General features: G+C 62.2%; 26 protein-coding genes. 10 read left to right on the forward strand and 16 right to left on the reverse strand.

The features are described from left to right. Positions 1-40 precede the first annotated feature (40 nt). Together DYZ14_RS06105 and DYZ14_RS06110 are read right to left on the reverse strand one after the other, a co-directional pair. Positions 41-703, reverse strand: coding sequence for an outer membrane protein (locus DYZ14_RS06105; RefSeq protein WP_154719881.1), 663 nt, complete (start codon positions 701-703; stop codon positions 41-43). Between the two features lie 230 nt (positions 704-933). Further along, positions 934-2,292: a glutamine synthetase family protein gene (locus DYZ14_RS06110; protein ID WP_154719882.1), complete on the reverse strand. Its 1,359-nt coding sequence runs from the start codon at positions 2,290-2,292 to the stop codon at positions 934-936. A gap of 214 nt (positions 2,293-2,506) precedes the next feature. On the opposite strand from DYZ14_RS06110, the gene DYZ14_RS06115 reads away from it, so the two are divergent. Beyond that, the gene (locus DYZ14_RS06115) at positions 2,507-3,877 is read left to right on the forward strand and encodes an aspartate aminotransferase family protein (RefSeq protein WP_154719883.1); all 1,371 of its coding nucleotides are present in this window, start codon (positions 2,507-2,509) and stop codon (positions 3,875-3,877) included. A 276-nt stretch (positions 3,878-4,153) separates the two neighbouring features. Then, on the forward strand, positions 4,154-4,753 hold the full coding sequence (locus tag DYZ14_RS06120; protein ID WP_154719884.1) for an imm11 family protein: 600 nt from the start codon (positions 4,154-4,156) through the stop codon (positions 4,751-4,753). Positions 4,754-4,855: 102 nt separating this feature from the next. Here the strand turns inward: DYZ14_RS06120 and DYZ14_RS06125 are convergent, their stop codons facing one another. Continuing rightward, complete coding sequence (locus DYZ14_RS06125; RefSeq protein ID WP_154719885.1) at positions 4,856-5,143, reverse strand: DUF2218 domain-containing protein; 288 nt, start codon at positions 5,141-5,143, stop codon at positions 4,856-4,858. A 2-nt stretch (positions 5,144-5,145) separates the two neighbouring features. Then, complete coding sequence (locus DYZ14_RS06130) at positions 5,146-5,733, reverse strand: PadR family transcriptional regulator (protein ID WP_154719886.1); 588 nt, start codon at positions 5,731-5,733, stop codon at positions 5,146-5,148. Between the two features lie 181 nt (positions 5,734-5,914). On the opposite strand from DYZ14_RS06130, the gene DYZ14_RS06135 reads away from it, so the two are divergent. After that, positions 5,915-6,385, forward strand: coding sequence for an OsmC family protein (locus DYZ14_RS06135; RefSeq protein WP_154719887.1), 471 nt, complete (start codon positions 5,915-5,917; stop codon positions 6,383-6,385). A gap of 17 nt (positions 6,386-6,402) precedes the next feature. Here the strand turns inward: DYZ14_RS06135 and DYZ14_RS06140 are convergent, their stop codons facing one another. Both DYZ14_RS06140 and DYZ14_RS06145 read right to left on the reverse strand, forming a co-directional pair. Continuing rightward, positions 6,403-7,899: an ArnT family glycosyltransferase gene (locus tag DYZ14_RS06140; RefSeq protein WP_154719888.1), complete on the reverse strand. Its 1,497-nt coding sequence runs from the start codon at positions 7,897-7,899 to the stop codon at positions 6,403-6,405. 1 nt (position 7,900) lies between these two features. Continuing rightward, a complete protein-coding gene (locus tag DYZ14_RS06145) occupies positions 7,901-8,905 on the reverse strand; it encodes a glycosyltransferase family 2 protein (protein ID WP_269749436.1) in 1,005 nt (334 codons plus the stop codon). 93 nt (positions 8,906-8,998) lie between these two features. On the opposite strand from DYZ14_RS06145, the gene DYZ14_RS06150 reads away from it, so the two are divergent. Further along, positions 8,999-9,973, forward strand: a complete 975-nt coding sequence (locus tag DYZ14_RS06150) for a lysylphosphatidylglycerol synthase domain-containing protein (RefSeq protein ID WP_154719889.1) — start codon at positions 8,999-9,001, stop codon at positions 9,971-9,973. Positions 9,974-10,034: 61 nt separating this feature from the next. Here DYZ14_RS06150 and DYZ14_RS06155 read toward each other — a convergent pair whose 3' ends face one another. The 3 genes from DYZ14_RS06155 to DYZ14_RS06160 form a co-directional block, all read right to left on the reverse strand. Continuing rightward, on the reverse strand, positions 10,035-11,537 hold the full coding sequence (locus DYZ14_RS06155) for an AMP nucleosidase (protein WP_154719890.1): 1,503 nt from the start codon (positions 11,535-11,537) through the stop codon (positions 10,035-10,037). Between the two features lie 102 nt (positions 11,538-11,639). Next, the gene (locus DYZ14_RS24105) at positions 11,640-11,816 is read right to left on the reverse strand and encodes a hypothetical protein (RefSeq protein ID WP_181904008.1); all 177 of its coding nucleotides are present in this window, start codon (positions 11,814-11,816) and stop codon (positions 11,640-11,642) included. Positions 11,817-11,839: 23 nt separating this feature from the next. Then, positions 11,840-12,007: a hypothetical protein gene (locus DYZ14_RS06160; RefSeq protein ID WP_154719891.1), complete on the reverse strand. Its 168-nt coding sequence runs from the start codon at positions 12,005-12,007 to the stop codon at positions 11,840-11,842. 183 nt (positions 12,008-12,190) lie between these two features. Between DYZ14_RS06160 and DYZ14_RS06165 the strand changes: the two genes are divergently transcribed. Next, positions 12,191-12,883, forward strand: a complete 693-nt coding sequence (locus tag DYZ14_RS06165) for a glutathione S-transferase family protein (RefSeq protein WP_154719892.1) — start codon at positions 12,191-12,193, stop codon at positions 12,881-12,883. Positions 12,884-12,957: 74 nt separating this feature from the next. On the opposite strand, the gene DYZ14_RS06170 is transcribed toward DYZ14_RS06165, so the two are convergent. Continuing rightward, positions 12,958-13,299, reverse strand: a complete 342-nt coding sequence (locus DYZ14_RS06170) for a DUF2147 domain-containing protein (RefSeq protein ID WP_115670619.1) — start codon at positions 13,297-13,299, stop codon at positions 12,958-12,960. A 537-nt stretch (positions 13,300-13,836) separates the two neighbouring features. Between DYZ14_RS06170 and DYZ14_RS06175 the strand changes: the two genes are divergently transcribed. Continuing rightward, positions 13,837-14,103: a sel1 repeat family protein gene (locus tag DYZ14_RS06175; protein ID WP_115670620.1), complete on the forward strand. Its 267-nt coding sequence runs from the start codon at positions 13,837-13,839 to the stop codon at positions 14,101-14,103. A 171-nt stretch (positions 14,104-14,274) separates the two neighbouring features. Here DYZ14_RS06175 and DYZ14_RS06180 read toward each other — a convergent pair whose 3' ends face one another. Together DYZ14_RS06180 and DYZ14_RS06185 are read right to left on the reverse strand one after the other, a co-directional pair. Continuing rightward, the gene (locus DYZ14_RS06180; RefSeq protein ID WP_154719893.1) at positions 14,275-15,384 is read right to left on the reverse strand and encodes a pyridoxal phosphate-dependent aminotransferase; all 1,110 of its coding nucleotides are present in this window, start codon (positions 15,382-15,384) and stop codon (positions 14,275-14,277) included. Positions 15,385-15,512: 128 nt separating this feature from the next. Further along, positions 15,513-15,896 carry a PilZ domain-containing protein gene (locus DYZ14_RS06185; protein ID WP_115670622.1) on the reverse strand — a complete coding sequence of 128 codons (384 nt, stop codon included), beginning with the start codon at positions 15,894-15,896 and terminating at the stop codon, positions 15,513-15,515. 249 nt (positions 15,897-16,145) lie between these two features. On the opposite strand from DYZ14_RS06185, the gene DYZ14_RS06190 reads away from it, so the two are divergent. Both DYZ14_RS06190 and DYZ14_RS06195 read left to right on the forward strand, forming a co-directional pair. Then, complete coding sequence (locus DYZ14_RS06190; RefSeq protein WP_195949853.1) at positions 16,146-17,696, forward strand: right-handed parallel beta-helix repeat-containing protein; 1,551 nt, start codon at positions 16,146-16,148, stop codon at positions 17,694-17,696. Between the two features lie 99 nt (positions 17,697-17,795). Next, positions 17,796-18,248: a baeRF12 domain-containing protein gene (locus tag DYZ14_RS06195; protein ID WP_154719895.1), complete on the forward strand. Its 453-nt coding sequence runs from the start codon at positions 17,796-17,798 to the stop codon at positions 18,246-18,248. An 80-nt stretch (positions 18,249-18,328) separates the two neighbouring features. On the opposite strand, the gene DYZ14_RS06200 is transcribed toward DYZ14_RS06195, so the two are convergent. Beyond that, on the reverse strand, positions 18,329-18,676 hold the full coding sequence (locus DYZ14_RS06200) for a hypothetical protein (RefSeq protein WP_154719896.1): 348 nt from the start codon (positions 18,674-18,676) through the stop codon (positions 18,329-18,331). 336 nt (positions 18,677-19,012) lie between these two features. On the opposite strand from DYZ14_RS06200, the gene DYZ14_RS06205 reads away from it, so the two are divergent. Next, on the forward strand, positions 19,013-19,453 hold the full coding sequence (locus DYZ14_RS06205) for a glyoxalase superfamily protein (RefSeq protein WP_154719897.1): 441 nt from the start codon (positions 19,013-19,015) through the stop codon (positions 19,451-19,453). 194 nt (positions 19,454-19,647) lie between these two features. Beyond that, positions 19,648-20,865, forward strand: coding sequence for an NAD(P)/FAD-dependent oxidoreductase (locus tag DYZ14_RS06210; protein WP_154719898.1), 1,218 nt, complete (start codon positions 19,648-19,650; stop codon positions 20,863-20,865). Positions 20,866-21,110: 245 nt separating this feature from the next. On the opposite strand, the gene DYZ14_RS06215 is transcribed toward DYZ14_RS06210, so the two are convergent. The 3 genes from DYZ14_RS06215 to DYZ14_RS24645 all read right to left on the reverse strand — a co-directional run bounded on the left by DYZ14_RS06215 (position 21,111) and on the right by DYZ14_RS24645 (position 22,414). Beyond that, positions 21,111-21,731, reverse strand: coding sequence for a hypothetical protein (locus tag DYZ14_RS06215; RefSeq protein WP_154719899.1), 621 nt, complete (start codon positions 21,729-21,731; stop codon positions 21,111-21,113). A gap of 133 nt (positions 21,732-21,864) precedes the next feature. Then, positions 21,865-22,248, reverse strand: coding sequence for a suppressor of fused domain protein (locus tag DYZ14_RS06220; RefSeq protein ID WP_445292304.1), 384 nt, complete (start codon positions 22,246-22,248; stop codon positions 21,865-21,867). Next, a complete protein-coding gene (locus tag DYZ14_RS24645; protein WP_154719901.1) occupies positions 22,190-22,414 on the reverse strand; it encodes a DUF2247 family protein in 225 nt (74 codons plus the stop codon). Before DYZ14_RS24645 ends, DYZ14_RS06220 begins: the two co-directional genes overlap by 59 nt. Positions 22,415-22,502 lie beyond the last annotated feature (88 nt).

Consider the following 22,502-nt stretch of genomic DNA (forward strand, 5'->3'; position numbering starts at 1 on the left):
GCGGGCAGCCCTTTTGAATGTGCGTTCGTACAGTGATCAATCAGAACTTGAAATTCACGCCGATCTTGCCGGTGTGGAAGCGCTGATCGATGTCAGCGTCCGAGCCCGGGTAGACTTCATAGCTGGAACTGCCGAAGTCGTAATACATGTATTCCGCCTTGACCGACCACCGCGGCGAGAAAGCGTATTCGACACCCGCACCGGCAACCCAGCCGGTATCGGTCTTGCTGTCGCTGCCGTCGTCGCCCGCTCCGTCGTCGGTGCTCATCTCGAAGCGGCCGATGCCGAGACCGCCGGTGCCGTAAACCAGCAGATTGTCGAAGCTATAGCCGATGCGACCGCGAACGGTCGAAAGCCATTGCGCTTCGCTGGAGCAGGTGAAGACCGGGTTGGGGCAGTCAGTGTCGCCCTCTATGCCGGATGCGGAAATGTCGGCTTCCGCACCGAACACCCAGGCGCCGGACTGGAAGTTGTATCCGACCTGCGCGCCGCCGAGGACACCGTCGCCCTCGTGGTCGGCGGTGGTACCAATGGGGTCGAACGTCCAGTCGATGATAGACCGTCCGCCGCCTAAGTGGCCGCCGACATAAAACCCGGTCCAGTCGCTGACGACTGTTGTGTCCAGAGGTGTCGACATATCCGCAGCCGCGACCGGCGTCACTAAGGCCGCGAATAAAGCGGTGCTGATGAGATGCTTGACCATCACTCGAATCCCCTCATTGAATGAGGTTGTATTGTTATATCACGATGAGTGAAAACACAATTCGACAGAATCTATTTGGCGAGTGAGTAGCCGAAAAGTAACACCAGCGCGTGTGGACTTGACCGGCGTCAAGTCGGGTGCATCCGCCCACCGCCGGAGATGCACTTTCTCCTGGCCAGCGGGCTTGGCGGCACCAGATCGGCCCGGAGACGAGCCTGGGACCTTAGCGTTCATATCCGTGGCAGATAGGTCTGGTAGTCGAAGCTCGACACTGTCCGCAGGTAGGTGATCGCCTCCTTGCGCTTGGTCTCGCCGTAGATCCGCTGGTATTCGGCGCCGAAGACGTCGGCGATGAAGGGCGAGTTGCGGAAGCGATCGACGGCGGTGAGGAAATCGTGGGTCAGCATGGCCGGGTTTTCCGGCGCGCTGTCGGGCGTCGTCACCGGACCCGGATCGAGATCCGCGTCGAGGCCGAGCAGGATGCCGCCGAGGATGGCGGCGAGCAGCAGGTGCGGATGGGCGTCGGCGCCGGCCACGCGATGCTCGACACGGGCGGCCGGACCTTCGCTGTCCGGGATGCGGATCGCTGTGCCGCGATTGCCGAAACCCCAGTCGACCTTGTCCGGCGCGAACGAGCCCGGCTGGAAGCGCCGGTAGGAATTGGCGAACGGCGCAAAGATCAGCTGCGCGTCCTGCATGGACTTCAGCATGCCCGCCGTGATCGACTTCAGCTTGACGGGATCGCCGCCCTTGGCGTCGAGGATATTCTTGCCGTCGCGGTCGAGGATCGAGGCATGGACATGCAGGCCGGAGCCCGCCTGGTCGGCATAGGGCTTGGCCATGCAGGTGGCCTTCAAGCCATGGCGGCGTGCAGCGAAATCGACGACGCGCTTGAGGTAGATGCAGTCATCGGCCGCTGCCATGGCGTCCGGCTTGTGAAGCAGGTTGACCTCGAACTGGCCTGCGCCGAACTCGGCGGTCGTGGCATCTGCCGGCAGGCCCATCTCGTCGCAATAGCGGCGCACGGTGCCGAGGAAATCCTCCATCGCCGCGGTCGCGCGCATGTCGTAGAGCTGGAAGCCCTCGGCCTCGCCGTTCATCACCAGCGCCTTCGGCGGCATCGGCTTGCCGGTCTCGCGGAAGTCCGGCTCGACCACGTAGAACTCGAGTTCGGTGGCGACGACCGGCGTGAGGCCACGCGCCTCGAAGCGCTTCATCACATTGGCGAGAATGGCGCGTGGACAGATGTAGTGCGGATTGCCGTCGAGCGTATGCATGGTGGCCAGCACCTGCTTGGAGCCGGCCGGGCCCCAGGGCAGGGTGGTCAGCGAATTGCGGTCGGCCACGCAGATGCCGTCCGGATCGCCGAGCGTCAGCGAGATCTTGGTGATGTCGTCATTGTCGTCGCCCCAGATGTCGAGCGACTGGGTGGAGGCAGGCAGCCTGACCGTGTTCTTCCAGACCTTGTCCTCGGCCTTGATCGGGATCATCTTGCCCCGCAAGTCGCCGTTCATGCCGACGAGCAGGACTTCGATACGCGCGGAGGGATCGGCTGCGAGGGGTTCGGCGGCCTTGGATGCATTCGTCATGAAAAGGGCTCTCGCTGGGCTGGCGGAAAGGTCGATTGCGGCCGGGACGGCGGCTTTTCGACGCCCTTGCCAAACGCTTTTTGGAAGGCCATGTTCGTAGCCGATAAACTTCCGCCTTTCAATCAGGCAAGGAAAAGCAGGACGTCTCGGACCGGCCTTGAGCCGCCGGTGCGCGCCCGTCCTTGCGAGTGCACCTTGCGCAAGGATTTTTGCCATGACGAAGACTGCCGTTGCCCCTTCCAATCTCGGTGCCATTGACGCTGCCCATCATCTGCACCCCTTCTCGGACATGAAGAAGCTCAACGACGCCGGCACCAAGATCATCAACCGGGCCGACGGCGTGCATATTTGGGATTCCAACGGCAAGCAGTATCTCGACGCCTTTGCCGGCCTGTGGTGCGTCAATGTCGGCTACGGCCGCCAGTCGATCGCCGATGCAGCTTACGCGCAGATGCAGGAACTGCCCTATTACAACACCTTCTTCGGCACGACGACCCCGCCGGCGACGCTCTTGGCCCAGAAGATCGCCGGCCATACGCGCGGCAAGCTCAACCATGTCTTCTTCACCAATTCGGGCTCTGAGGCCTCCGACACCTGGTTCCGCATGGCGCGGGTCTACTGGAAGGCGCTCGGCCACGAAACGAAGACCCAGGTGATCGCCCGCAAGAACGCCTATCACGGTTCGACGGTCGCCGGCGCCTCGCTCGGCGGCATGAAATGGATGCACGAACAGGGCAACCTGCCGATCCCGGGCATCCACCACATCAACCAGCCCTACTGGTATGCCGAGGGCGGTGACCTTTCGCCGGAGGAATTCGGTCTCAAGGTGGCAAAGGAACTGGAGGACAAGATCCTCGAGCTTGGCGAGGAGAATGTCGCCGCCTTCGTCGCCGAACCGATCCAGGGCGCCGGTGGCGTCATCGTTCCGCCCTCGACCTACTGGCCGGAAATCAAGCGCATTGCCGCCAAATACAAGATCCTGCTGGTCGCCGACGAAGTCATCTGTGGCTTCGGTCGCCTCGGCACCTGGTTCGGCCATCAGTATTACGATTTCGAACCGGACCTCGCGCCGATCGCCAAGGGCCTATCCTCCGGCTACCTGCCGATCGGCGGCGTTCTGGTCTCCGAGCGGGTGGCCAAGGTGATGATCGAGGAACTCGGCGATTTCTACCACGGCTACACTTATTCCGGCCATCCGGTGGCGGCCGCCGCCGCCATCGAGAATTTGCGGATCATCGAGGAAGAGGGCCTGGTCGAGCGGGTGCGCGACGATATCGGACCGTATCTGCAACAGGCGCTCCAGTCGCTCACGGATCACGACCTTGTCGGCGAGGCCGTCAGCGTCGGCCTGATGGGCGCAGTGCAGATCGCCGCCGACAAGGCAACCCGTCGCCGTTTCGCCAAGCCGGACGAAGTTGGCACGCTGGTGCGCAACCAGTGCGTCGACAATGGCGTGATCCTGCGCGCCACCGGCGACCGCATGCTGTTTTCGCCGCCGCTGATCATTTCCCGTTCCGAGGTCGACCAGGCGGTCGATACGTTGCGCAAGGGGCTCGACTGGCTGAAGGACAATCACAAGGAATAGCGGACGGCAAGGCGCGCGGGCGCGAGGCCTCCCACAAGAGCTTTTGGCTACCGCTCTTTATGTGCAGCATGCAGATCCGCCCTTTTCGCGGATCCGCCGCTCGTCCTGGTTCCTTCGAATTAACGACCCATTCCCCTGTGTTGTAGACTCAGCCGCAACCAATGCGGGCTATCTTGCTTTGGTCGTATCGGCTTGGATCCATGTGACGCGTCAGAAACGGGTCTGCTGGACCGTATTTTTGGCAGGATGAGCAGCCATTCGTTCGCGGGGGATTTGATGGTCTACTTCTTGAGCCACAAGAATGAGGAAACCTACAGCTACGGCATGAAGGCGTTGGACGGGGACATCGACAAGATCCAGCCGATAGACTTGTCGCGGGACGAAGGTGTTCGTATCTGGGCGACCTACGCCTATAGGGGGCGTGCCTTCGAGGCAGACCATATACCGACGTGCATCGAGCTTGAGGGACCCAAGCGAAAGATTACAGACATCTACGGTGGTTTCGGCTTGTTCGTGGACGAAAAATTCAAGGCGGCCGTCGAGAGGCTGGAACCCGGTATCCATCAGTTCTTCCCGGTGGAATTCGTCTGGAAGGATGGCAGCCATGCCGCTCATCGCTTCTGGTTTGTTCCTTGTAGCAGGCTTGACACCGTTGACCGCCAGATGACGACATTCGAATTCAGGAATCTCTGGCATCTCAAGGGTGACAAGACGAAACATCTGGTTTTCAGCCGGTCCCAGATCGGCGATCATCATGTCTGGATCGACAAGTTCATTGCGGCGCCGACGCCAGCCATAAGCGAGACGCTGAAAGCTAAGCTGGATGCGGCGGGAGTGACCGGTGCGCATTACCAGCATTTTCCGGAGACCGACTGATCACCTGTCGCCCTTGATGAAAGTCGCTTGCGGGGGAATGGATGGGCGGGCCGGAGCTGAGGATCGCGCTCTCGCCTTATCCGGATGCGCCGAATGTTCGCGCTACGCGCCCTGCCACTCGAACGGCAGTGGCGCCTCGCGGAAGGCGAAGCGGTCGAGATGGCTCGACACCACGCCCTTCATCCGCTCCAGCACCTCGTCCGAGGCCGCCTCGACTTCCACCGTGAGCGCCTTGTCGTCGGCGCTCATGGTGGCGACCGCCTCGGCGAAGCGAACGACGCCGCTCTTTTCTCTGAGCTCGACGTCGAGCTTGTGGCTCCAGTGCTTGCAGAGTTGCTGCAGGTATTTCCAGCCGTTCTCGGTCGGCACGACCGCGATTGCCTTGGTCATGGTCAGAGCCTCTCGATCTTGCCGGCCGCCTCGTCGATCAGGCGGGCCACTTCGAGCTGGATTTCGCGGGTGACGCTCTCCTGCGACAGGCGGTCCTGGAGGGCTGCCTTGAGGTTCTGCATGGCGCGGCGAACCGGCGCGGCATCCGTGCGTGCGCTGAGCTTGGCAAGGGCGGCCAGCCGCTCCATGGCGGTCGCCACCTCGTCGGCCCTCTCGGCAAGATGGGTGCGTCCGGCCTCGGTGATGGCGAGCAGCTTGCGTGGGCCTTCGCTCGCCTCTTCCTCGGCAAGGCCCATGTCGAGCAGCAGCGTCATGGTCGGATAGACCACGCCCGGGCTCGGGGCATAGGCGCCGCCGGAGCGGTTTTCGATCTCGCGGATCAGATCATAGCCGTGGCGCGGCTGTTCCTCGATCAGCTTGAGCAGGACGAGCCGTAGCTCGCCGCTCTCGAACATGCGGCGGCGCTCGCCGCCGTGGCCGCGACCCCGGTGCGGACCGTCGAAGCGGCCGCCGGGCGCGCCTTCCCGCATGGCATGCCAACCCCGGTGGCCGAAACCCCGGCCATGGCCTTCAAAATTCGTGTGTGTCATCTGCGTTCCTCTTTCTGTAAAATAAAACTGTATCTAAGATATATCTTATGCTGTTCGTTGCAAGGGCCATCTTTACATTTTTTCGTTCTTCTGGAGTTTGGGTTCGACGCGGCTGCCTTGGAGAGGTGTGGTCATTGACCTATCGTGCTGCAACAGAATCAAGCTTCGGGAGGAAGAGAGCATGGCAGGGCATCACCACGAATACCGGGTTGCCGTCACCTGGACCGGCAATCGCGGCACCGGTACGTCCGGCTACCGCGACTATTCGCGCGACCATGTGATTTCTTGTGACGGAAAACCCGACATTCCCGGCTCGGCCGATCCCGCCTTCCGCGGCGACGCCGAGCGGTGGAACCCGGAAGATCTGCTGGTGGCTTCGATCTCCGCCTGCCACAAGCTGTGGTACCTACATTTCTGCGCGGTCAACGGTGTCGTCGTGACGGCCTATGAAGACCATGCCGAGGGCACGATGGTAACGGACGACACCGGCGGCGGCCGCTTCACCGACGTGGTGCTGCGGCCGCGCGTGACCATTTCGGCAGGCGATGCTGAGCGGGCGGAACAGCTGCACGATGACGCGCATGAGAAATGCTTCATCGCCAATTCGGTGAATTTCCCGGTGCGTTGCGAGCCGGTGATCATCCTGGGGTGAACCGGGCGATCAGCCCCTCAGTTCGCCTGCGGATAGAGGAAGGCGTAGGCGAAGTGGTAGAGGTCGCCCTCGCGCCCGAAGATATAGGGCAGGGCGATGGTCTTCGTCTCGCCGACCTGTAGGTTGCCGTGGGCGGCAAGCCATTGGCCGACGTCTTCCGGCAGCGGCATGGTCTCTCGGCCGCGATTGCGCCAGACCACCAGAACCGGATGCGTGGCGTCGAAGGCGAAGGGCTCTTCGAAGGCCTCGTAGCCGGGGATGGTCACCGGGATCTCAGGCGCATTGAGGCGGATATTGCCGGCCATCTGCTGGTCGCTGGCAAGGATCAGCGAAGGCGGGTTCGGCTCCGACGACAGGATCTGCGCAACGGCCGCTTCATAGGGTACGTTGAGCTTCTCATACTTGCCAAGTTGCCCATGCAGCGGGATGCGCACGAAAAGCACGAGCGGGATCAGCACCATGAGCGTCAGACCGATCGGCAGAAACCGCTTGAGCTGGCGTTCAGAGGCGAGACCGGCGGCCTCGATCTTCAGGCAGAGATAAAGCGGCAGGGCCAGGTAGATCGGCGTCAGCCAGCGATCCTTGATATTGCTCGCGCCGAACAGCACCACCGCGACCAAGGCAACGGCCGAAATCAGCATGATCCGCCCGATCAGCCGGCTCCAGGGACTGGAGGCCTTCCACGCCGCCATCATGTCGCGGCCGAAGACGATGGCGAACAGAACGAGGGTCAGCGTGGCAAAGCCAGCAAAGGCCAGCGCCAGCGAGGACACGCCGGTCATGATCTGCGACAGCCGGCTGGAGGTCTCCTCCGCCGTCAGCTTGCCGATGGTGCGGCCGGTGGCGGCGTCGAGATGATCGAGGAACCACAGCCCGTGCGGCAGGACCACGATGAGCGCGATCACTGCGGTCAAAAGGATGCGCCAGTCGAACACGCGGCGGCGGAATTCCGGCTCGGCGAGCATGGCGAGAAGGGCGGCGGCCGGGAGAAGAACGAAATTATACTTGGCGATGAGGCCAAGGCCGATGGCAAGGCCGGTCAGTGCATAGCTAAAGAGGCTTGGTGCGCGGATCGCTCTGACGAGCGAAAAGAGGAAGAGGCAGGCGGTGAAGATCACCGCCACCGTATGGGTCAGGTCGCGCTGCGCCTCGAAGCTGACCTGCGGCATGGTGAGCAGGCCGAGCGTGGCGATGATCGCCAGGTCGCGCGAGCGCAGCAACGAGAAGGCGGTCAGCCCGAAGAACAGGTAGGAGAGGAAGAGGACGAGGTTCTTCAGGACGGACAGCGAGGCGAGCGTCGGCCCGAGCACCTGTTCGACCCCGTATTGCAGCCAGTTGTAGAAGGGCGGCTGGCTATCGTAGCCGACAGCCAGCCATTGCGCCAGAAACAGTTGCTGGCCTTCGTCGAGTTCGAGCGAATGCGGCAGCGAGAGGCGGATGATCACATTGGCGATGAAATAGGCGCCGAGCAGCGCGAAGACCAGATAAGGCCTTTCCCGAAGCGCGGCGACCATGTCAGGCGTCCTTCTGATAGGTCTTCCGGACGATATAGTTCTTCGTCGTGTCGTCGGAACGCGCCAGCATTTCGGCGAGAATGCCGGTGGTGATCATCTGGATCGAGGTGAGGAACAGCATGACGCCGACGAGCAGCAGCGGCCGCGTGCCGATGTCTTCGCCGAGGCCGAACTTGACCCAGGCGAGATAGAGCAGGATGAGCGAGCTGATCGCGCCGATCAGAAGCCCGATCGTTCCGAAGAAATGCCCCGGACGCTGCTTGAAGCGCATGAAGAACAGCACCGACAGCAGATCGAGGAAGACGCGGATGGTGCGCGAAATGCCGTATTTGGATTCGCCGAACTGGCGGGCATGGTGGGTCACGACGCACTCGCCGATCCGCGAACTCGGGACGACGGAGGCGACCCAGGCCGGGATGAAGCGGTGCATGCCGCCGAGAATGCGGACCTGCCGGATGACCTCCGAGCGGTAGAGCTTCAGGCCGCAGCCATTGTCATGGATCTTCACGCCGGTGGCCGCGCCGATCAGCCGGTTGGCGCACCAGGACGGGATCTTGCGCAGCACCAGCGCATCCTGACGCGCCTTGCGCCAGCCGCACAGCAGGTCGAGGTCGCGCGCATTGAGCTCGGCGACCATGGAGGGGATGTCATAGGGGTCGTTCTGCAGGTCGCCGTCGAGCGTGGCGATCAGCCGGCCGCGTGCCGCGTCGAAGCCTGCCTGCAGGCCGGATGCCTTGCCGAAATTGCGCTGGAATTCGATGATCCGCAGGTCGAGCCCCTCACGGCCGAGATAGTCGCGGGCAATGCTGAGCGTCTTGTCGGTCGAGCCGTCGTCGATCAGGATCAGTTCCCAGCTCTTGTCGAAGCCCTTCATCGCCTCGATCACCCGGTCGATCATCGGGCGCAGGCTCTCCTCCTCGTTCATCACCGGAATGACGAGAGAAAGTTCGACCTCATAGACGGCCGTGCCGTCCTGGGTGGGTGGGGAAAGGCGCTCGAACGACACGGGTTTGATACTCCGGAAATGGCTGGCTTTTGCTGTCGCGGTTGTTATAGGAACCAAGCAAAGAGCGCAATTCGGAACTTCTCAGGTCCCCCCATGCAGACAGACGAGCAGAACCGCCGGCCGTCGGCGCTGGTGCGCCATCGGCTGTCGCTGATCGCAGCGGCCGCGATCCTCGCCTATGCCGCCTTCGTGCACTATGTCTGGGGCTGGGGCTCGATCGTCGCGGAGTGGCGCGCCATCGGCTACGGCACCGTGGCAGCCGTGATCGGTCTGCTGGTCTCCACCTATTTCGTCCGCGCCTGGCGGCTCTACGACTATTTCCCGCAAGAGACATCGGGCCGGTTCGTCGAGCTTTTCCATCTGGCGCAGGTGCACAATCTCCTCAATATCATGCTGCCCTTCCGCAGCGGCGAGACGAGCTTTCCGCTGCTGATGCGCTCAGAGTTTTCCGTGCCGCTGCTGCATGGCACCTCGGCGCTGCTTGTCATGCGGCTGCTCGACCTGCATGCGCTTCTGGCCGCCGGCGGGCTGGGGCTCGTTTTGGCGTCGGAAGCGAAGCTGTTGCCCGTCGTCGTCTGGCTCGCCTTCCTCGTCGCGCCCATCCCGGCCTTCCTGCTGAAGGGGCCGGTGCTGGCCGCCCTTCGCCCGCGCCTCAGGGGCAAGCTGGCCCGCATCCTCGACGGCATCGTCGATGGCCTGCCGGCCGACCTTGCCGCGCTGCTGCGCGCCTGGCTGGCGACGGTGATCAACTGGGGCGTCAAGGTGCTGGTTTTCGCCTGGGCGTTGGGCCTGATGGGGGTCGCGCCGCTTGCCGCCACCTTTGGCGGGGCGCTCGGCGGGGAGCTATCCTCGGTTCTGCCCTTCCATGCCCCGGCCGGTGTCGGCACCTATTCGGCCGGCATCGTCGCCGGCGCCGTTGCGCTCGGCGCGCCGACCGCCGGGGCGGCCATGGACATGCTGGCCCGCGCCAGCATCAACATGCACCTGATGATCATTCTCTCGGCGCTGACCGGCACCGTGCTGTCGCTGGCGCTCAACGAGTTGAGGCGTCTCAGGGCCGGCCGCTGAGCGACCCGTCCTGATTTTCAAACAGTCCCCGGATATGGTTGGCGGATCAGGGTGCTGGACCTTACTGGAACGCCGTCTCGAAGAAGCTTCTGAGCTTGCGCGAATGCAGCTTCTCCTTCGGCATGGCGCCGAGCTTCTGCAGCGCCCGGATGCCGATCTGCAGATGCTGGCTGACCTGCGTCTTGTAGAAGGCGGTCGCCATGCCCGGCAGCTTCAGTTCGCCGTGCAGCGGCTTGTCGGACACGCAAAGCAGCGTGCCGTAGGGCACGCGGAAGCGGAAGCCGTTGGCGGCGATGGTCGCCGATTCCATATCGAGCGCAATCGCCCGCGACTGCGACAGGCGCTTGACCGGGCCGCGCTGGTCGCGCAGTTCCCAGTTGCGGTTGTCGATGGTGGCGACGGTGCCGGTCCGCATGATGCGCTTCAGCTCGAAGCCCTCATAGCCGGTGATCTCCTCGACGGCGTCTTCCAGCGCCAACTGCACCTCGGCCAGCGCCGGGATCGGCACCCAGACCGGCAGATCGTCGTCGAGCACATGGTCCTCGCGCACATAGGCATGGGCCAGCACGTAGTCGCCGAGACGCTGCGAATTGCGCAGGCCCGCGCAGTGGCCGAGCATCAGCCAGGCATGCGGCCGTAGTACCGCGACATGGTCGGTGATGGTCTTCGCGTTGGACGGACCTACGCCGATATTGATCATGGTTATGCCGGCATGGCCCTTGCCCTTGAGGTGATAGGCGGGCATCTGCGGCAGCCGCCCGATCGCCACGCCTTCGCTCGGCTCGCTGTCGCCGGGCAGCGTCACGAGATTGCCGGGCTCGACGAAGGCGGTATAGCCCTCGCCACCCTCGGCCATCAGCTTGCGGGCATAGGCGCAGAACTCGTCGATGTAGAACTGGTAGTTGGTGAACAGCACGAAGTTCTGGAAATGGGCGGCACTCGTCGCGGTGTAGTGCGACAGGCGTGCCAATGAGTAGTCGATGCGCTGCGCCGTGAAGGGCGCGAGCGGCTGCGGTTCGCCGGGCCGCGGATCATATTCGCCATTGGCGATCTCGTCGTCGGTGACGGTGAGGTCCGGCGTGTCGAACAGGTCGCGCAGCGGCATGTCCATCAGGCCGGTCGCCGCCGCCTCGACATGCGCGCCCTCGCCGAAGGCAAAATGCAGGGGGATCGGCGTTTCCGATTCCGACACGACCACCGGGACCTGGTGGTTGCGGATCAGCAAACCGAGCTGTTCCTCGAGATAGTGGCGGAAGAGTTGCGGCCGGGTGATCGTCGTGGTGTAGCGCCCAGGGGCGGTGACATGGCCGTAGGAGAGGCGCGTGTCGACATGGCCGAAACTGGTCGTTTCCATGGCGACCTGGGGATAGAACGCCCGGTAGCGCGCGGAGATCGGCGCACCCTTGGCAAGAGAGGAGAAGCCGTCGATCAGAAAGGCCGTGTTGCGCTCGTAGAGCGCGGTCAACGCATCGACCGCCGCCCCGGCATCGGTGAAGACCTGCGGCTCAAAGGGCTCTGGACTGATGAAATTGATGGGCGAGTGGAAATGGATTCGTTTGCTCATGAGGCATTATAGTGAAGACTTGTTGACAAGCAAACGACGCTACAAGCTCTGAATTCATGAGAACTTCGGCGGGGAAAATGCTGTTGGCCGGTCCGCCGGCGATCAGCTCATCGACTGGCGCTGCAGGCTGACGAAGAGCACAAGGCCGGCGCCGTTTTTGGCCAGTTTAATCTCCTCCGACCGGGCAATGCCGACCGCGACCAGCGGGCCGAGAAAGAGGCCGACGGCCAGCGTGCAGCGCAGGCAGAGGGCGGCGAGGGGGCTGATGGCTGCGCTCATGGTGGTGTCCTCGGGGCTGGCGGTCAAAAGGTGGCGTTGCAGAAGGCGGCGGTCGACGACAGGCACGCGGATGACACCGAGACGGGGCGGCCGGCCGCACCGCTGCCGGCGGTCACCAGACCCGCGACCAGCATGGCGAAGATCGTCATGGCGAGGCTGAAGATCGTCATCCGTCTTGCTACCTTGGTCATTCCCGTGTCTCCTGCTTCGTCGTTTCGATGATGCCTTTATGAACGAACGGGCCTGAACGCGTCCTGAGGTGGTGGTTCATCTGGCATTCAGATCGGTTAAGGGGAATTCACTTGAAGATCCGCCGGCTGCGTCTAACTCTTGGGGACAACCAGACCATCACCCCGAGGAACCGGAGAGAGACCATGACCAAGCCGATCGAACTCTATTACTGGCCGACGCCGAACGGCTGGAAGATCTCCATCATGCTCGAGGAGCTCGGCGTTCCCTACGAGGTGAAGTACGTCAACATCGGCAAGGGCGAGCAGTTCGAGCCGGACTTCCTCAAGATCGCCCCGAACAACCGCATGCCGGCGATCATCGATCCGGACGGCCCGGGCGGCGAACCGATCTCGATCTTCGAGTCCGGCGCCATCCTGCAATATCTCGGTCGCAAATACGGCAAGCTCTATCCGAGCGACGAGCGGGCCCGCACGGAAGTCGACCAGTGGCTGTTCTGGCAGATGGGCGGGCTCGGTCCGATGGCCGGCCAGGCGCACCACTTCCGCCAGTATGCGCCGGAGAAGATCGAATACGGCATCAATCGCTACACCAACGAGGTGAACCGGCTCTATGGCGTGATGAACCGGCGCCTCGCCGATCGCGATTACCTGGCGGGTGACTACTCGATCGCCGACATCGCTTGCGTCGGCTGGGTGGTGCCGCACAAGAACCAGGGCCAGGACCTCGACGATTTTCCCAATCTCAAGGCCTGGTTCGAGCGTGTCATGGCGCGCCCCGCGGTCGAGCGCGGCATTGCGGTTGGTCAGGAAAAGCGCCAGAACATCGCCCAGGATGACGAGGCCAAGAAGGTTCTGTTCGGCCAGAAGGCGCGCTGAAACAATTGTCCTTAAAGAGAAAGGCCCGGCAAACGCTTGCCGGGCCTTTCCTCATTCTTGGCGATTGCGATGTCTCAGAGACGCGACCAGGTCTGGGTCTTGCAGAAGACCGACATGACGCAGCCCTGCATCTTCAGCGAATTGCCGGATACCTTGCCGGAGCCGGAATAGGTCTTGTCCGCGTCCGGATCGGTGATGGTACCCTTGTAGGCACCGCCGGCGCCGGCCATCTTGCCGATCTGCTTGCCGGCATGCTTGCCGCTCTTCAGCGTCACGCAGAAGCTGCCGCCGCAAGGGGCGATCTGCGCGGTGGCGCCGCTTGCCGTCTTCCAGTTGCCTTCGATCGGTTCGGCAGCCTGAACCGCGGCGGTCGAAAATGCCAGGGCCGCAACCGCGGCGACGATAATCATGCGCATTGTGTAACTCTCCTCCCGAAATGAGCCCAATGCTGACCGACCGGCGCTCCAATGCCGGCATGTCGAAACCATCCAGATGGCCGTCCATGGGTCAGCCAGCGAAAATTATCTTACGCAAACGTAAAGGTAAATAGCCGTCGCGGGCTTTTGCGCGGCTTGGAAAACGATGGTTTTCGCGTCTCAAGTCGCGCCGGCGCAAAAGCCCAGTCGTTTTCGTGGTTATCGTTCGGTTTAAATCCATGTCTGAAACTTTCGTAAATTTTGAGCCGAAAGCCTTGGAATGCAGGCGCCCCGATGCTTAACGAAAAACCAAGTTTACAAAGCATTTGTACTTTGTTTTCAGCAAATTAATCATGGATTTTAAGCGCCCGTTGAAAGCCCTTTGGCATAGTGAAGTCATCAAACGAGCTGGGAAAACCCGCCGCTCCGGAGGGACCCATAAGACGCCGCGACAGACGGCCAGGGTTCCAAAGGAAGGCCTCTCAAGGGCCAAAACAGGGACAGTTTAAACCGTTAGGCTAGACAGGGACAAAACCGATGGCACGCTTTGAAATGCACAATTCCGAAATGGCCACTATGGGTGGCGAAACCCGCGCCGATGTCTTCTGCGACATGGGACTGATGTATGCAACCGGCCGCGGCTGTTCCATCGATCTCGTCTCGGCGCACAAGTGGCTGAACATCGCCGCCATCAAGGGCTGCGAGCGCGCCGCGGAACTCCGCGCCGATCTGGCCCAGACGATGAGCAAGGGCGAACTCGCCGAGGCGCTGCGCGCCGCCCGCGAATGGATGACGATGCACTGATCGTCTCGATCAATTCCCGGTATGATACCGGGTTCAACAGACAAGAAAAACCCTGGGAGAGGGGAGCGTGGCGGGGGACCTTTGGACGGGGCCTTGGCCAACACATGAGAACCGCGACCGGCAGGAACAAGGCCGGCGCGGTTCTTTTTATTTGCGCCTATGCCTACCCGATCAGAGCGCCTTCAGCACCTTCGGCAGGGCTTCCTCGAACAGGTCCATGTCGGCGGGCAGTCCGGTCGACACGCGAATGCAGCGGTTGAGCGGGGCAACGCCCGGCATGCGAATGAACACGCCATGTTGCATCAGTCCGTCGACGATGGCGCGAGCGTGAACACCGTCGCGGCCGCAGTCGATGGCGACGAAATTGGTGGCCGAGGGCAAGGGAACAAGCCCGTTGGCCGTGGCGATCGCGGCGATCCGCTCGCGCGCCGCCACGATGCGGGCAACCACGTCCGTCAGGTAGGCCTGGTCGGCAAGGGCGGCGAGCGCGGCTTCGGTCGACAGGCGCGGCATGCCGAAATGGTTGCGAATCTTGTCGAAGGCAAGAACTGTCTCCGGCGTGCCGAAGGCGTAACCGACGCGCGCGCCGGCCAGCCCATAGGCCTTGGAAAAGGTGCGCATGCGAAGCACGTTCGGCAGGTCGATCAGCACATCGGCCGGCGGCGCCGAGCCAGCGGGCGCCGTCTCGCAATAGGCCTCGTCGAGAATGAGCAGCGTCGTCTCGGGCAGCGCCCGGGCAAAGGCGACGATGCTGTCGGCATCCCACCAGCTGCCCATCGGATTGTCCGGATTGGCGAAATAGACGAGCGGGGCATTTTCCCGCTTCACCGCCGCCAGCAGGCCGTCAAGATCTTCGCGGTCGTCGACATAAGGCGTGGTGACGAGCCGTCCGCCAAATCCGTTGACGTGGAAGTTGAAGGTCGGATAGCCGCCGAGCGAGGTGACGACCGGCATGCCGGGCTCGATGATCAGCCGGACGATCAGGCCGAGCAGGTCATCGACGCCTTCGCCGACGACGATATTGGCCGGGGCGAGCCCAAGATGGGCGGCGAGCGCCGTCTTCAGGGCGAAGTTTTCCGGATCGTTGTATTTCCAGATCTCGCCGGCCTTTTCGCGGATCGCCGCGAGCACGGACGGGGCAGGGCCGAAGCCGCTTTCATTGGCACCGATCCGGGCTTTGACCGGCAGGCCACGCTGCCGTTCGATGGCCTCTGGCCCGACAAAGGGCACGGTTGCGGGAAGGGCGCTGATCAAGGGGGTGAAGCGCGAGAAGCCGGACATGCTGTTCTTGAGAATCCTGGAAAATTGAAATCCGGCCCACAATAGGTCCAATTGCGTCCCGCGCAAGAGCAGGCCTTGCCGGAAGTGCCGGGTCCGCGGGCATATCTTTCCCCTGTGAAGGGCCGCGCCTAGCGATAGGCCGGAGCGGGTTGCCTGACCCTCTCGCCCATGATGAAATCGGCGCGCACGATGGAGTGCAGCACGTGTTCTGGAATGGGGCAGATGAACTTCACCCCCACACGGCTGCCGTTGCGATAGACCTCGGCGCAACCGATCCGGTCGGCGAGCCCGATGACCTGGATATAGTAGTGGGATGACAGCCCGATCGTCGTGGTGATCTCGAGGGCAGCGCCGCCCTGGGAGATGTCCACCACTTCGCCGCTGCGCATGGTGATGCCGCTCAAGCCCGGGCTGACGGCCATGATGCGGGCCGGCCGGCGCACATAGAACCGCTCCCACTTGCGCTCGTACATTTCCGAGCTCACTGCCGCCAGATGTGTTCCATCCTGCATGGCATTCCCCTTTTTGCGCCCTGCGGCGGTTTCTTGAAGGGGAGGCTGCAGCAAAAGCATTGTGGTGGGGTCAACGGGAACGCTAAGGTTTTATGAATTCCCACGTTTTCCAACGGAAATCGGATTTCGAGCCTCAGGTGGCCACCTGCACGCCTTGGCCCCAGGTCCGGTGTTCCTGTTGATCCTGATCAATTTTGGCGGGTCCGCGTTCATCTAGGGTGATGTGAAGGGATGGAGGAGATGCCGCGAATGCGTAAGCCGTTCTTGGGCTTGGCCCTTGCTCTGGTTTGCCTGCTCACAGGCGCGGCTTGCGGACCGGTCGCGCTTGCGGCTTCGGGCGTCATACGCAACGTAACGACGGGAGAGAGTTTCGACGGCCTGCAGGATGCCCTGTCCAGCGCCCGCGACGGCGATGTGATCGAGGTTTCCGGCGGGCCGTACATGGGCAATTTCCTCATCGAACGGCGGATAATGCTGAGCGGACGGCCACAAGGGGCGGAGCGTCCGGTTCTCGATGGCGGCGGCAAAGGAACGGTGCTGACGATCCGCGCCGAAGGCGTGACGGTCGAAGACCTGGAGATCCGCAATTCCGGGAAGGTCGACGATCCCTTCTTCTTGTGGGGCGATGCCGGAATAACCCTAGCCGCGGATGGCGCGACGCTCAGCAATCTGCATCTCACCGGTAATGACTGGGGCGTCGTGATGCTGGGCGGCCGGGGCTCGACGATCGAAGCCTCGCAGGTCGAGGACAATGCCCGCGACGGCATCGCAATCTTCGGCGGTCGCGAACACCGCGTCATCGGCAATACGATCCTGCGCAACGAGACCGGCGTCTCGATCGACGTCCTGCATGCGGATCGCCGATCGCCCTTCGCCAGCCTGGGCGATCCGGCTTCGGTCGCCAGGATCGCCGCCGACAATGCCAAGGCCCAACGCAGCGAGGATCTGCTCATCACCCGCAACGAGGTTCGCGGCAACGGCAGCTACGGCATATCCGTCACCTGGCACAGCCGCCGCATCGCCATCGAGGACAATGTCGTCCACGCGACGGGGATCGAGCGCAGGCATGATGTCGCGCAGATGGAACTGATGGAGAAGACGGTGGCGGCCAGCCTCGGCCTCTCCGGCGTAGGGGTCATCGACCGCGACGCAATCGGCAGTGGCATCTATATCCTGTGCAGCACCGAGGACAGCCTGATCGCCCGCAACCGCGTGTTTGACAATCTCGGCGCTGGCATTTTTGTAAGCGGTTCAGATCGCAACGAGATCCGGGCCAATCCGGTGACGGAAAACGCGATCGGCATCTTTCTCGTCAGTTCGAGCGCCAACCGCATCAACCGCAACACGGTCGCGGACAACAAGACCCATGGCATCCGCATCGGCGGCGGCAATCCGCTTGCCACGCCTTCGGCCGACAATCTGCTGACGCTGAACGACATGGCGGGGAACGGCGTCAACGCCTTCGACTCCTCCGGCCGGCGGCTGACGGTCGACGACCTTTCCGGCGTGATCGACAGCCTGCCCTATCCGGAACCGGTCAAGCAGCAGTTGCGCGCCAACCGCTCGGTGCGCGAGGCGATGCTGGGCGCCATGCTGCAAAGCCTCGTTCCCGCCTCGAACCGATGGGACGATGGTGCCCATGGCAATCACTACGACGATTTCGATGAAACGGCGGAGGGCTTTGCCGACGCAAACGGCGACGGCATTTCCGAGACCGGGCGCGCCATTGACGGCGGCGCCGCGGTCGACCACCATCCGCTCGATGCGCCCACGGTGGCAAGGCTTTCCGCCGCGCCATGACTGCGACCCCAAGGCAAGTGGTGCGCCTTGAATGGGCGGTCCGAGGGGCCTAGTATTAAAAGAGAGGCGGAACCGCCTCGCCAAAAAAGGGAGAAAGTCATGAGCCGTTTCGATATTGGCCACAAATCCTGGGTGATCGTTTGCGACGGTGCCAAGGCACTCTTCCTGCGCAATGATGGCGATGCCGGCCTGGTCAACCTGACGGTCGTCGACCACCAGTCCCAGCCGGACGAGGCCACCCGCGATCTGGGCTCCGATCGGCCGGGCCGGGTTCACCAGTCGCAGGGCGCCGGCCGTAGCGCCATGGAGGATACCGACTGGCACGAGCAGGCCGAGGCGGACTTCCTGAAAGAGGTCGCCGGAAAGATCGAGAAACTCGTGCAATCGCATGAAATCAAGGCGATGATCCTGGTCGCGCCGCCGAAGGCGCTCGGCATCCTGCGGCCGGAACTCGCATCTCTGCCGGAAGGCGTTCTTCGCGCCGAGGTCGACAAGGATCTTGTGAAAATGACGGTTCCCGAGATCGAGAAGCATCTGGCAGCGCTGAAATAGTCCGCCCTGCGGCCAAGCGAACGGACTAGAGGCCTTGGGCGAGAACGCGCAAGGCCTCTTGTCGCTGAAGTCATCAGGTTTCAGAGTTCGAAGGACAAGCGTACGACGTGGTGCAGGAATTCGGCATCGATCAGCATGTTGAAGCCGACGGTGACCTTCTCTTCCTCGCGGCGGATCAGCGTGCAGCCGATCTCGTCGTGAATGCCGAGGATTTCCAGGAAGAAATTGCTCGGAACCGGCACATGCGGGCTGACTTCGAGTTCGGCACCGTAGAGCGAGATGGAATGGATCAGGCAGCGCAGGTTGTTCTTGGTGCTGAGATGACGGCCGACGAAAATGATCTTGCCGGGGCGATCGATCGTGAACTTCTCGTAGACCTTGTCCGGCGGAATGTTCTGTTTGGCGTCCGGTATGACCTGCAGCGGCATGACAACCTCCCCAAGATTGCTTTTTAGGGTCTCATTTTAGCGCAACTTCCCTGACGCTTTCTGAACGACATATGTAAAAGACAAAGGGCGTGCGCGCTTCGCCGCAGCGGCCGGAGCGCAAGACCGCGTGCCAATGCCTGCTCGCTTCGCCGACTTGACAGGCGCCCTCTCGCTTTCCATATGTGGTCCCGGTTCGAGGCGCCGGCCGCCCGCGGGTGATATGCCCTTGGTGAAGTCCTCTTGAGACATGGAATGAACCCTTTTTCGCGCATGCGCGATGGGGGCAATGCGGGCTCCCTTCGATCCTTTCGCATGCCATCAGAGAAGAGGTTTGCCATGTCCATGGCCACACTGACGATTGACGAACTGAAATCCCAGGCCCGGCGTCTGCGCGACGCCATGTCCGGCAGCGGAACCCCCGTCACTCACAGCGCAGCACTCGAACTGGTGGCGAAGAGCCACGGTGCGCGTGACTGGAACACCATATCGGCGCTCGCCGTCCGCAGCGACAATGCCGAGCCGGCCCCCGTTGCCGTCGGCGCGGTCGTTTCCGGCGAATATCTCGGCCAGCGCTTTCGCGGCAAGGTGCTTTCCCTGTCGCGGCTTTCGCAGAGCAGCTATTACGCGATCACGCTGCATTTCGACGATCCGGTCGATGTCGTCACCTTTGACAGCTTCTCGGCCTTTCGCCAGCGCGTCACCGCGACGATCGACGGCAAGGGCGTCTCGCCCCGCCACACCTCCAACGGTCGGCCGCACCTCGTGCTCGACCTCTGACCCGTCACCCGGCCCGGCCGGCACGCTCGATGTGCCGGCCGGGCCGTTCGCTGTCGTGAAACGCGTGCGGCCTGCTCGAGCTCGCCGTCCAGCTTGACGGGCCGGTATCGGCGCGTTACCCCTTGGCCTTCCTTCTCGCGCGGCCCGAAGCGGCGATCGGCGCGACCTTCCAGAACCGGCATCGGGAGCTTCACGTGACAGGCAGACTGGTCATCATCGGGGCAGGGCAGGCGGCCTTTGCACTGGCGGCAAAACTGCGCAGCCTGAAGGACACCCGGCCGATCACCATCCTCGGCGCGGAAGACTGCCTTCCCTACCAGCGCCCGCCGCTGTCGAAGAAATACCTGCTGGGCGAGATGAGCTTCGACCGACTGCTGTTCCGTCCCGAGGCCTGGTACGGCGAAAACGACGTCGAGATCCGCCTGTCGACCCCTGTCGAGGACATCGACCGGGCAGAGAAGACCGTGCGCCTGTTCGACGGCTCGACCATATCTTATGACACGCTGGCGATCGCCACCGGCGCGACGCCGCGGCGGCTGCCGGACGCGATCGGCGGCGATCTCGAGGGCGTCTACACCGTACGCGACAAGGCCGATGCCGACCGCCTCGCCGCCGAGATGAAGCCGGGCCGGCGTCTGCTGATCGTCGGCGGTGGCTATATCGGCCTTGAGGCCGCGGCCGTTGCCCGCCATTTGGGGCTCGAGGTGACGCTGATCGAGATGGCCGACCGCATTCTGGCCCGGGTCGCGGCGAAGGAAACGGCCGATGCCATGCGTGCCATCCATATCGGCCACGGCGTCGTCATCCGCGAAAAGACCGGGCTTGGCCGGCTGATCGGCGAAAACGGCCGGGTCGTCGCAGCCGAACTGTCCGACGGCTCGCGCGTCGATGCGGACATCGTGATCGCCGGCATCGGCGTCAATGCCAATGACGGGCTGGCCGCGCGCGCCGGTATCGAGACCGCCGGCGGCATCGTCGTCGACGCCTTCGGCCTCACCTCCGATCCCTCCGTCTATGCCATGGGCGACTGCGCCGCCTTCGACTGGAAAGGCCAGAAGATTCGCCTCGAATCGGTGCAGAACGCCGTCGACCAGGCGGAAGCCGCCGCCGCCGCCATGGCCGGCGGCGTCGAGCCCTATCGGCCAAAGCCCTGGTTCTGGTCCGACCAGTACGACGTCAAGCTGCAGATCGCCGGCTTCAATCTCGGCTATGACGAGACCGTGGTGCGCCCCGGCGGGCGCGAGGGCAGCCTGTCGATCTGGTACTTCGCCAAGGGCGAATTCATCGCCGTCGATGCGATCAACGATGCCAAGGCCTATGTGACCGGCAAGAAGCTGCTGGAGATGGGCCGCACCCCCGACCGCGCCGTAATCGCCGATCCCGGCAGCGAGTTGAAGCTCTTGCTGGCTTAGTTTGGGTCTGAGCGGGGGGGCGGAATCTGCCGCTGGCGGCCGCCGTGACCACCCTCATGGCGACTGGCTTTTGAAGCTTGCGCAAGATTCTGCGCTAGGAACGATTGGCTGCATCGGGAGGCAGAATTGAGCGGCGAACGCCCCGGTGCGTTCGTCCTCTGCTCGAAAATATCAGGAGGCTCGGTGGAACTAGGTCTGAGTTCAAATACTCGTTGAACCTAAAAACTCAGCTTCTTCCAGGTCACTCATGCCAGTCGTGACAGAAAATCGCGGAAATCTGCAAGAGCCAGGCTCCCGTTACTCTCCAGCAGATTCACATATTCGGCAGTTTTGAGAGGAATCTCGTCCTCCTTCTTGAGGAGCTTTGCAAGTCCGACGACACGCTTCGCCCGTGCCGAGTGTATCGGGTTATGGAGCCAGGAGTCCCTTCCGTGAGCGCTTAGCAGCTTGTATGCACCTTCCATGGTTGATGCTACCTCCAGATAGGGAAGTCCAATCTCCTTAAAGGCGTTCAAGATACCAGCGGTCACAGAATCCAGATCGTCGATTGTTGCCGCATGCCAGCGCATCTGCCCGACACCCGCAATATTTCCCAATTCTGCGCCCAAGGAACTCGTCGATCGTTGCTCTCGGTCAGAAATAGATCTGACGTTTTTATTTACCAACTCTTCAAGGGCATGAAATCTGACTGCTACATCTGCAGTCACGTCAAAGTCCGCCCTGTGAGTAATAAAACCAAGGTGAAGGCGACATTCACCGCCAGGAAATTCTCGTCTAAATGACTGTCCAGCAGCTTTTCGACCAAAGCCAAATTCAAGAATCCCATATCCAACCGCGTTCAATAAAGCCTGCCGAATTTCCTTCATAGTTCATCCTGACTATCGGCGGTTGAGCATCTTTCTCTTGAAACATACGTAACGCACTTACGGCCTGTGAGTCCGCCCTATGGTGAATTGGGACGTAAATCGAAACTCTACTCCATGCTGCGGGTCTTCGACTTCACATCATTACGTTCTTACCCACCTCATCCCACCTGCTGAACAGGGCATCGAGCCCCTGTTCGTGACGAATCCGTATGTCGTCGTCAGTGATCGGAACGACCAGGGCAAACTTCACCTTCTCGTCGTCAAGCAGGAATTCATCGGTGAGCGGCTGTAGATCCAAAGAAACGCTGCACGGCAGAAAAATGAGGGCGGAAGCCTCTTGGGTCAACAGGGATGGCCATGTGCCATCGAGACCCATCGTCTCGCCGAAGCCGATGTGCCGTCCATTTGCGCGCTGATAATCCTCCACGTTCGCCAATATGCGCGCCACCTCCGCGAAACTATTCTTCGGCAAGGGAATCCGCGGCCGCCGAGATGTCAGCGATTCTCTCTTTCCCAAGGAGCGAAATCTCCATTTCTTTATCTTTGAAATATCCAGACGATAATCGGAAATCGGCAAACGATACGAGGTCTTTCCAGGAAAGTATGTTCTTGTGATATGCCCAAACAACATCGCCCCATGTCAATGGCGCTCTTTTCATCGAAAAGCTCAATGGGATGTTCATTGTGACCTCAGGGCATGCTGAGAAGTTACATGATCGTGCCGTTCGGCATGGATCTCTGACAGGTTAAGTTCCCTGGCCGATCGACCAT

Source organism: Ciceribacter sp. T2.26MG-112.2, from assembly GCF_900492205.1.
In the GTDB taxonomy this organism is placed as follows: domain Bacteria; phylum Pseudomonadota; class Alphaproteobacteria; order Rhizobiales; family Rhizobiaceae; genus Allorhizobium; species Allorhizobium naphthalenivorans_A.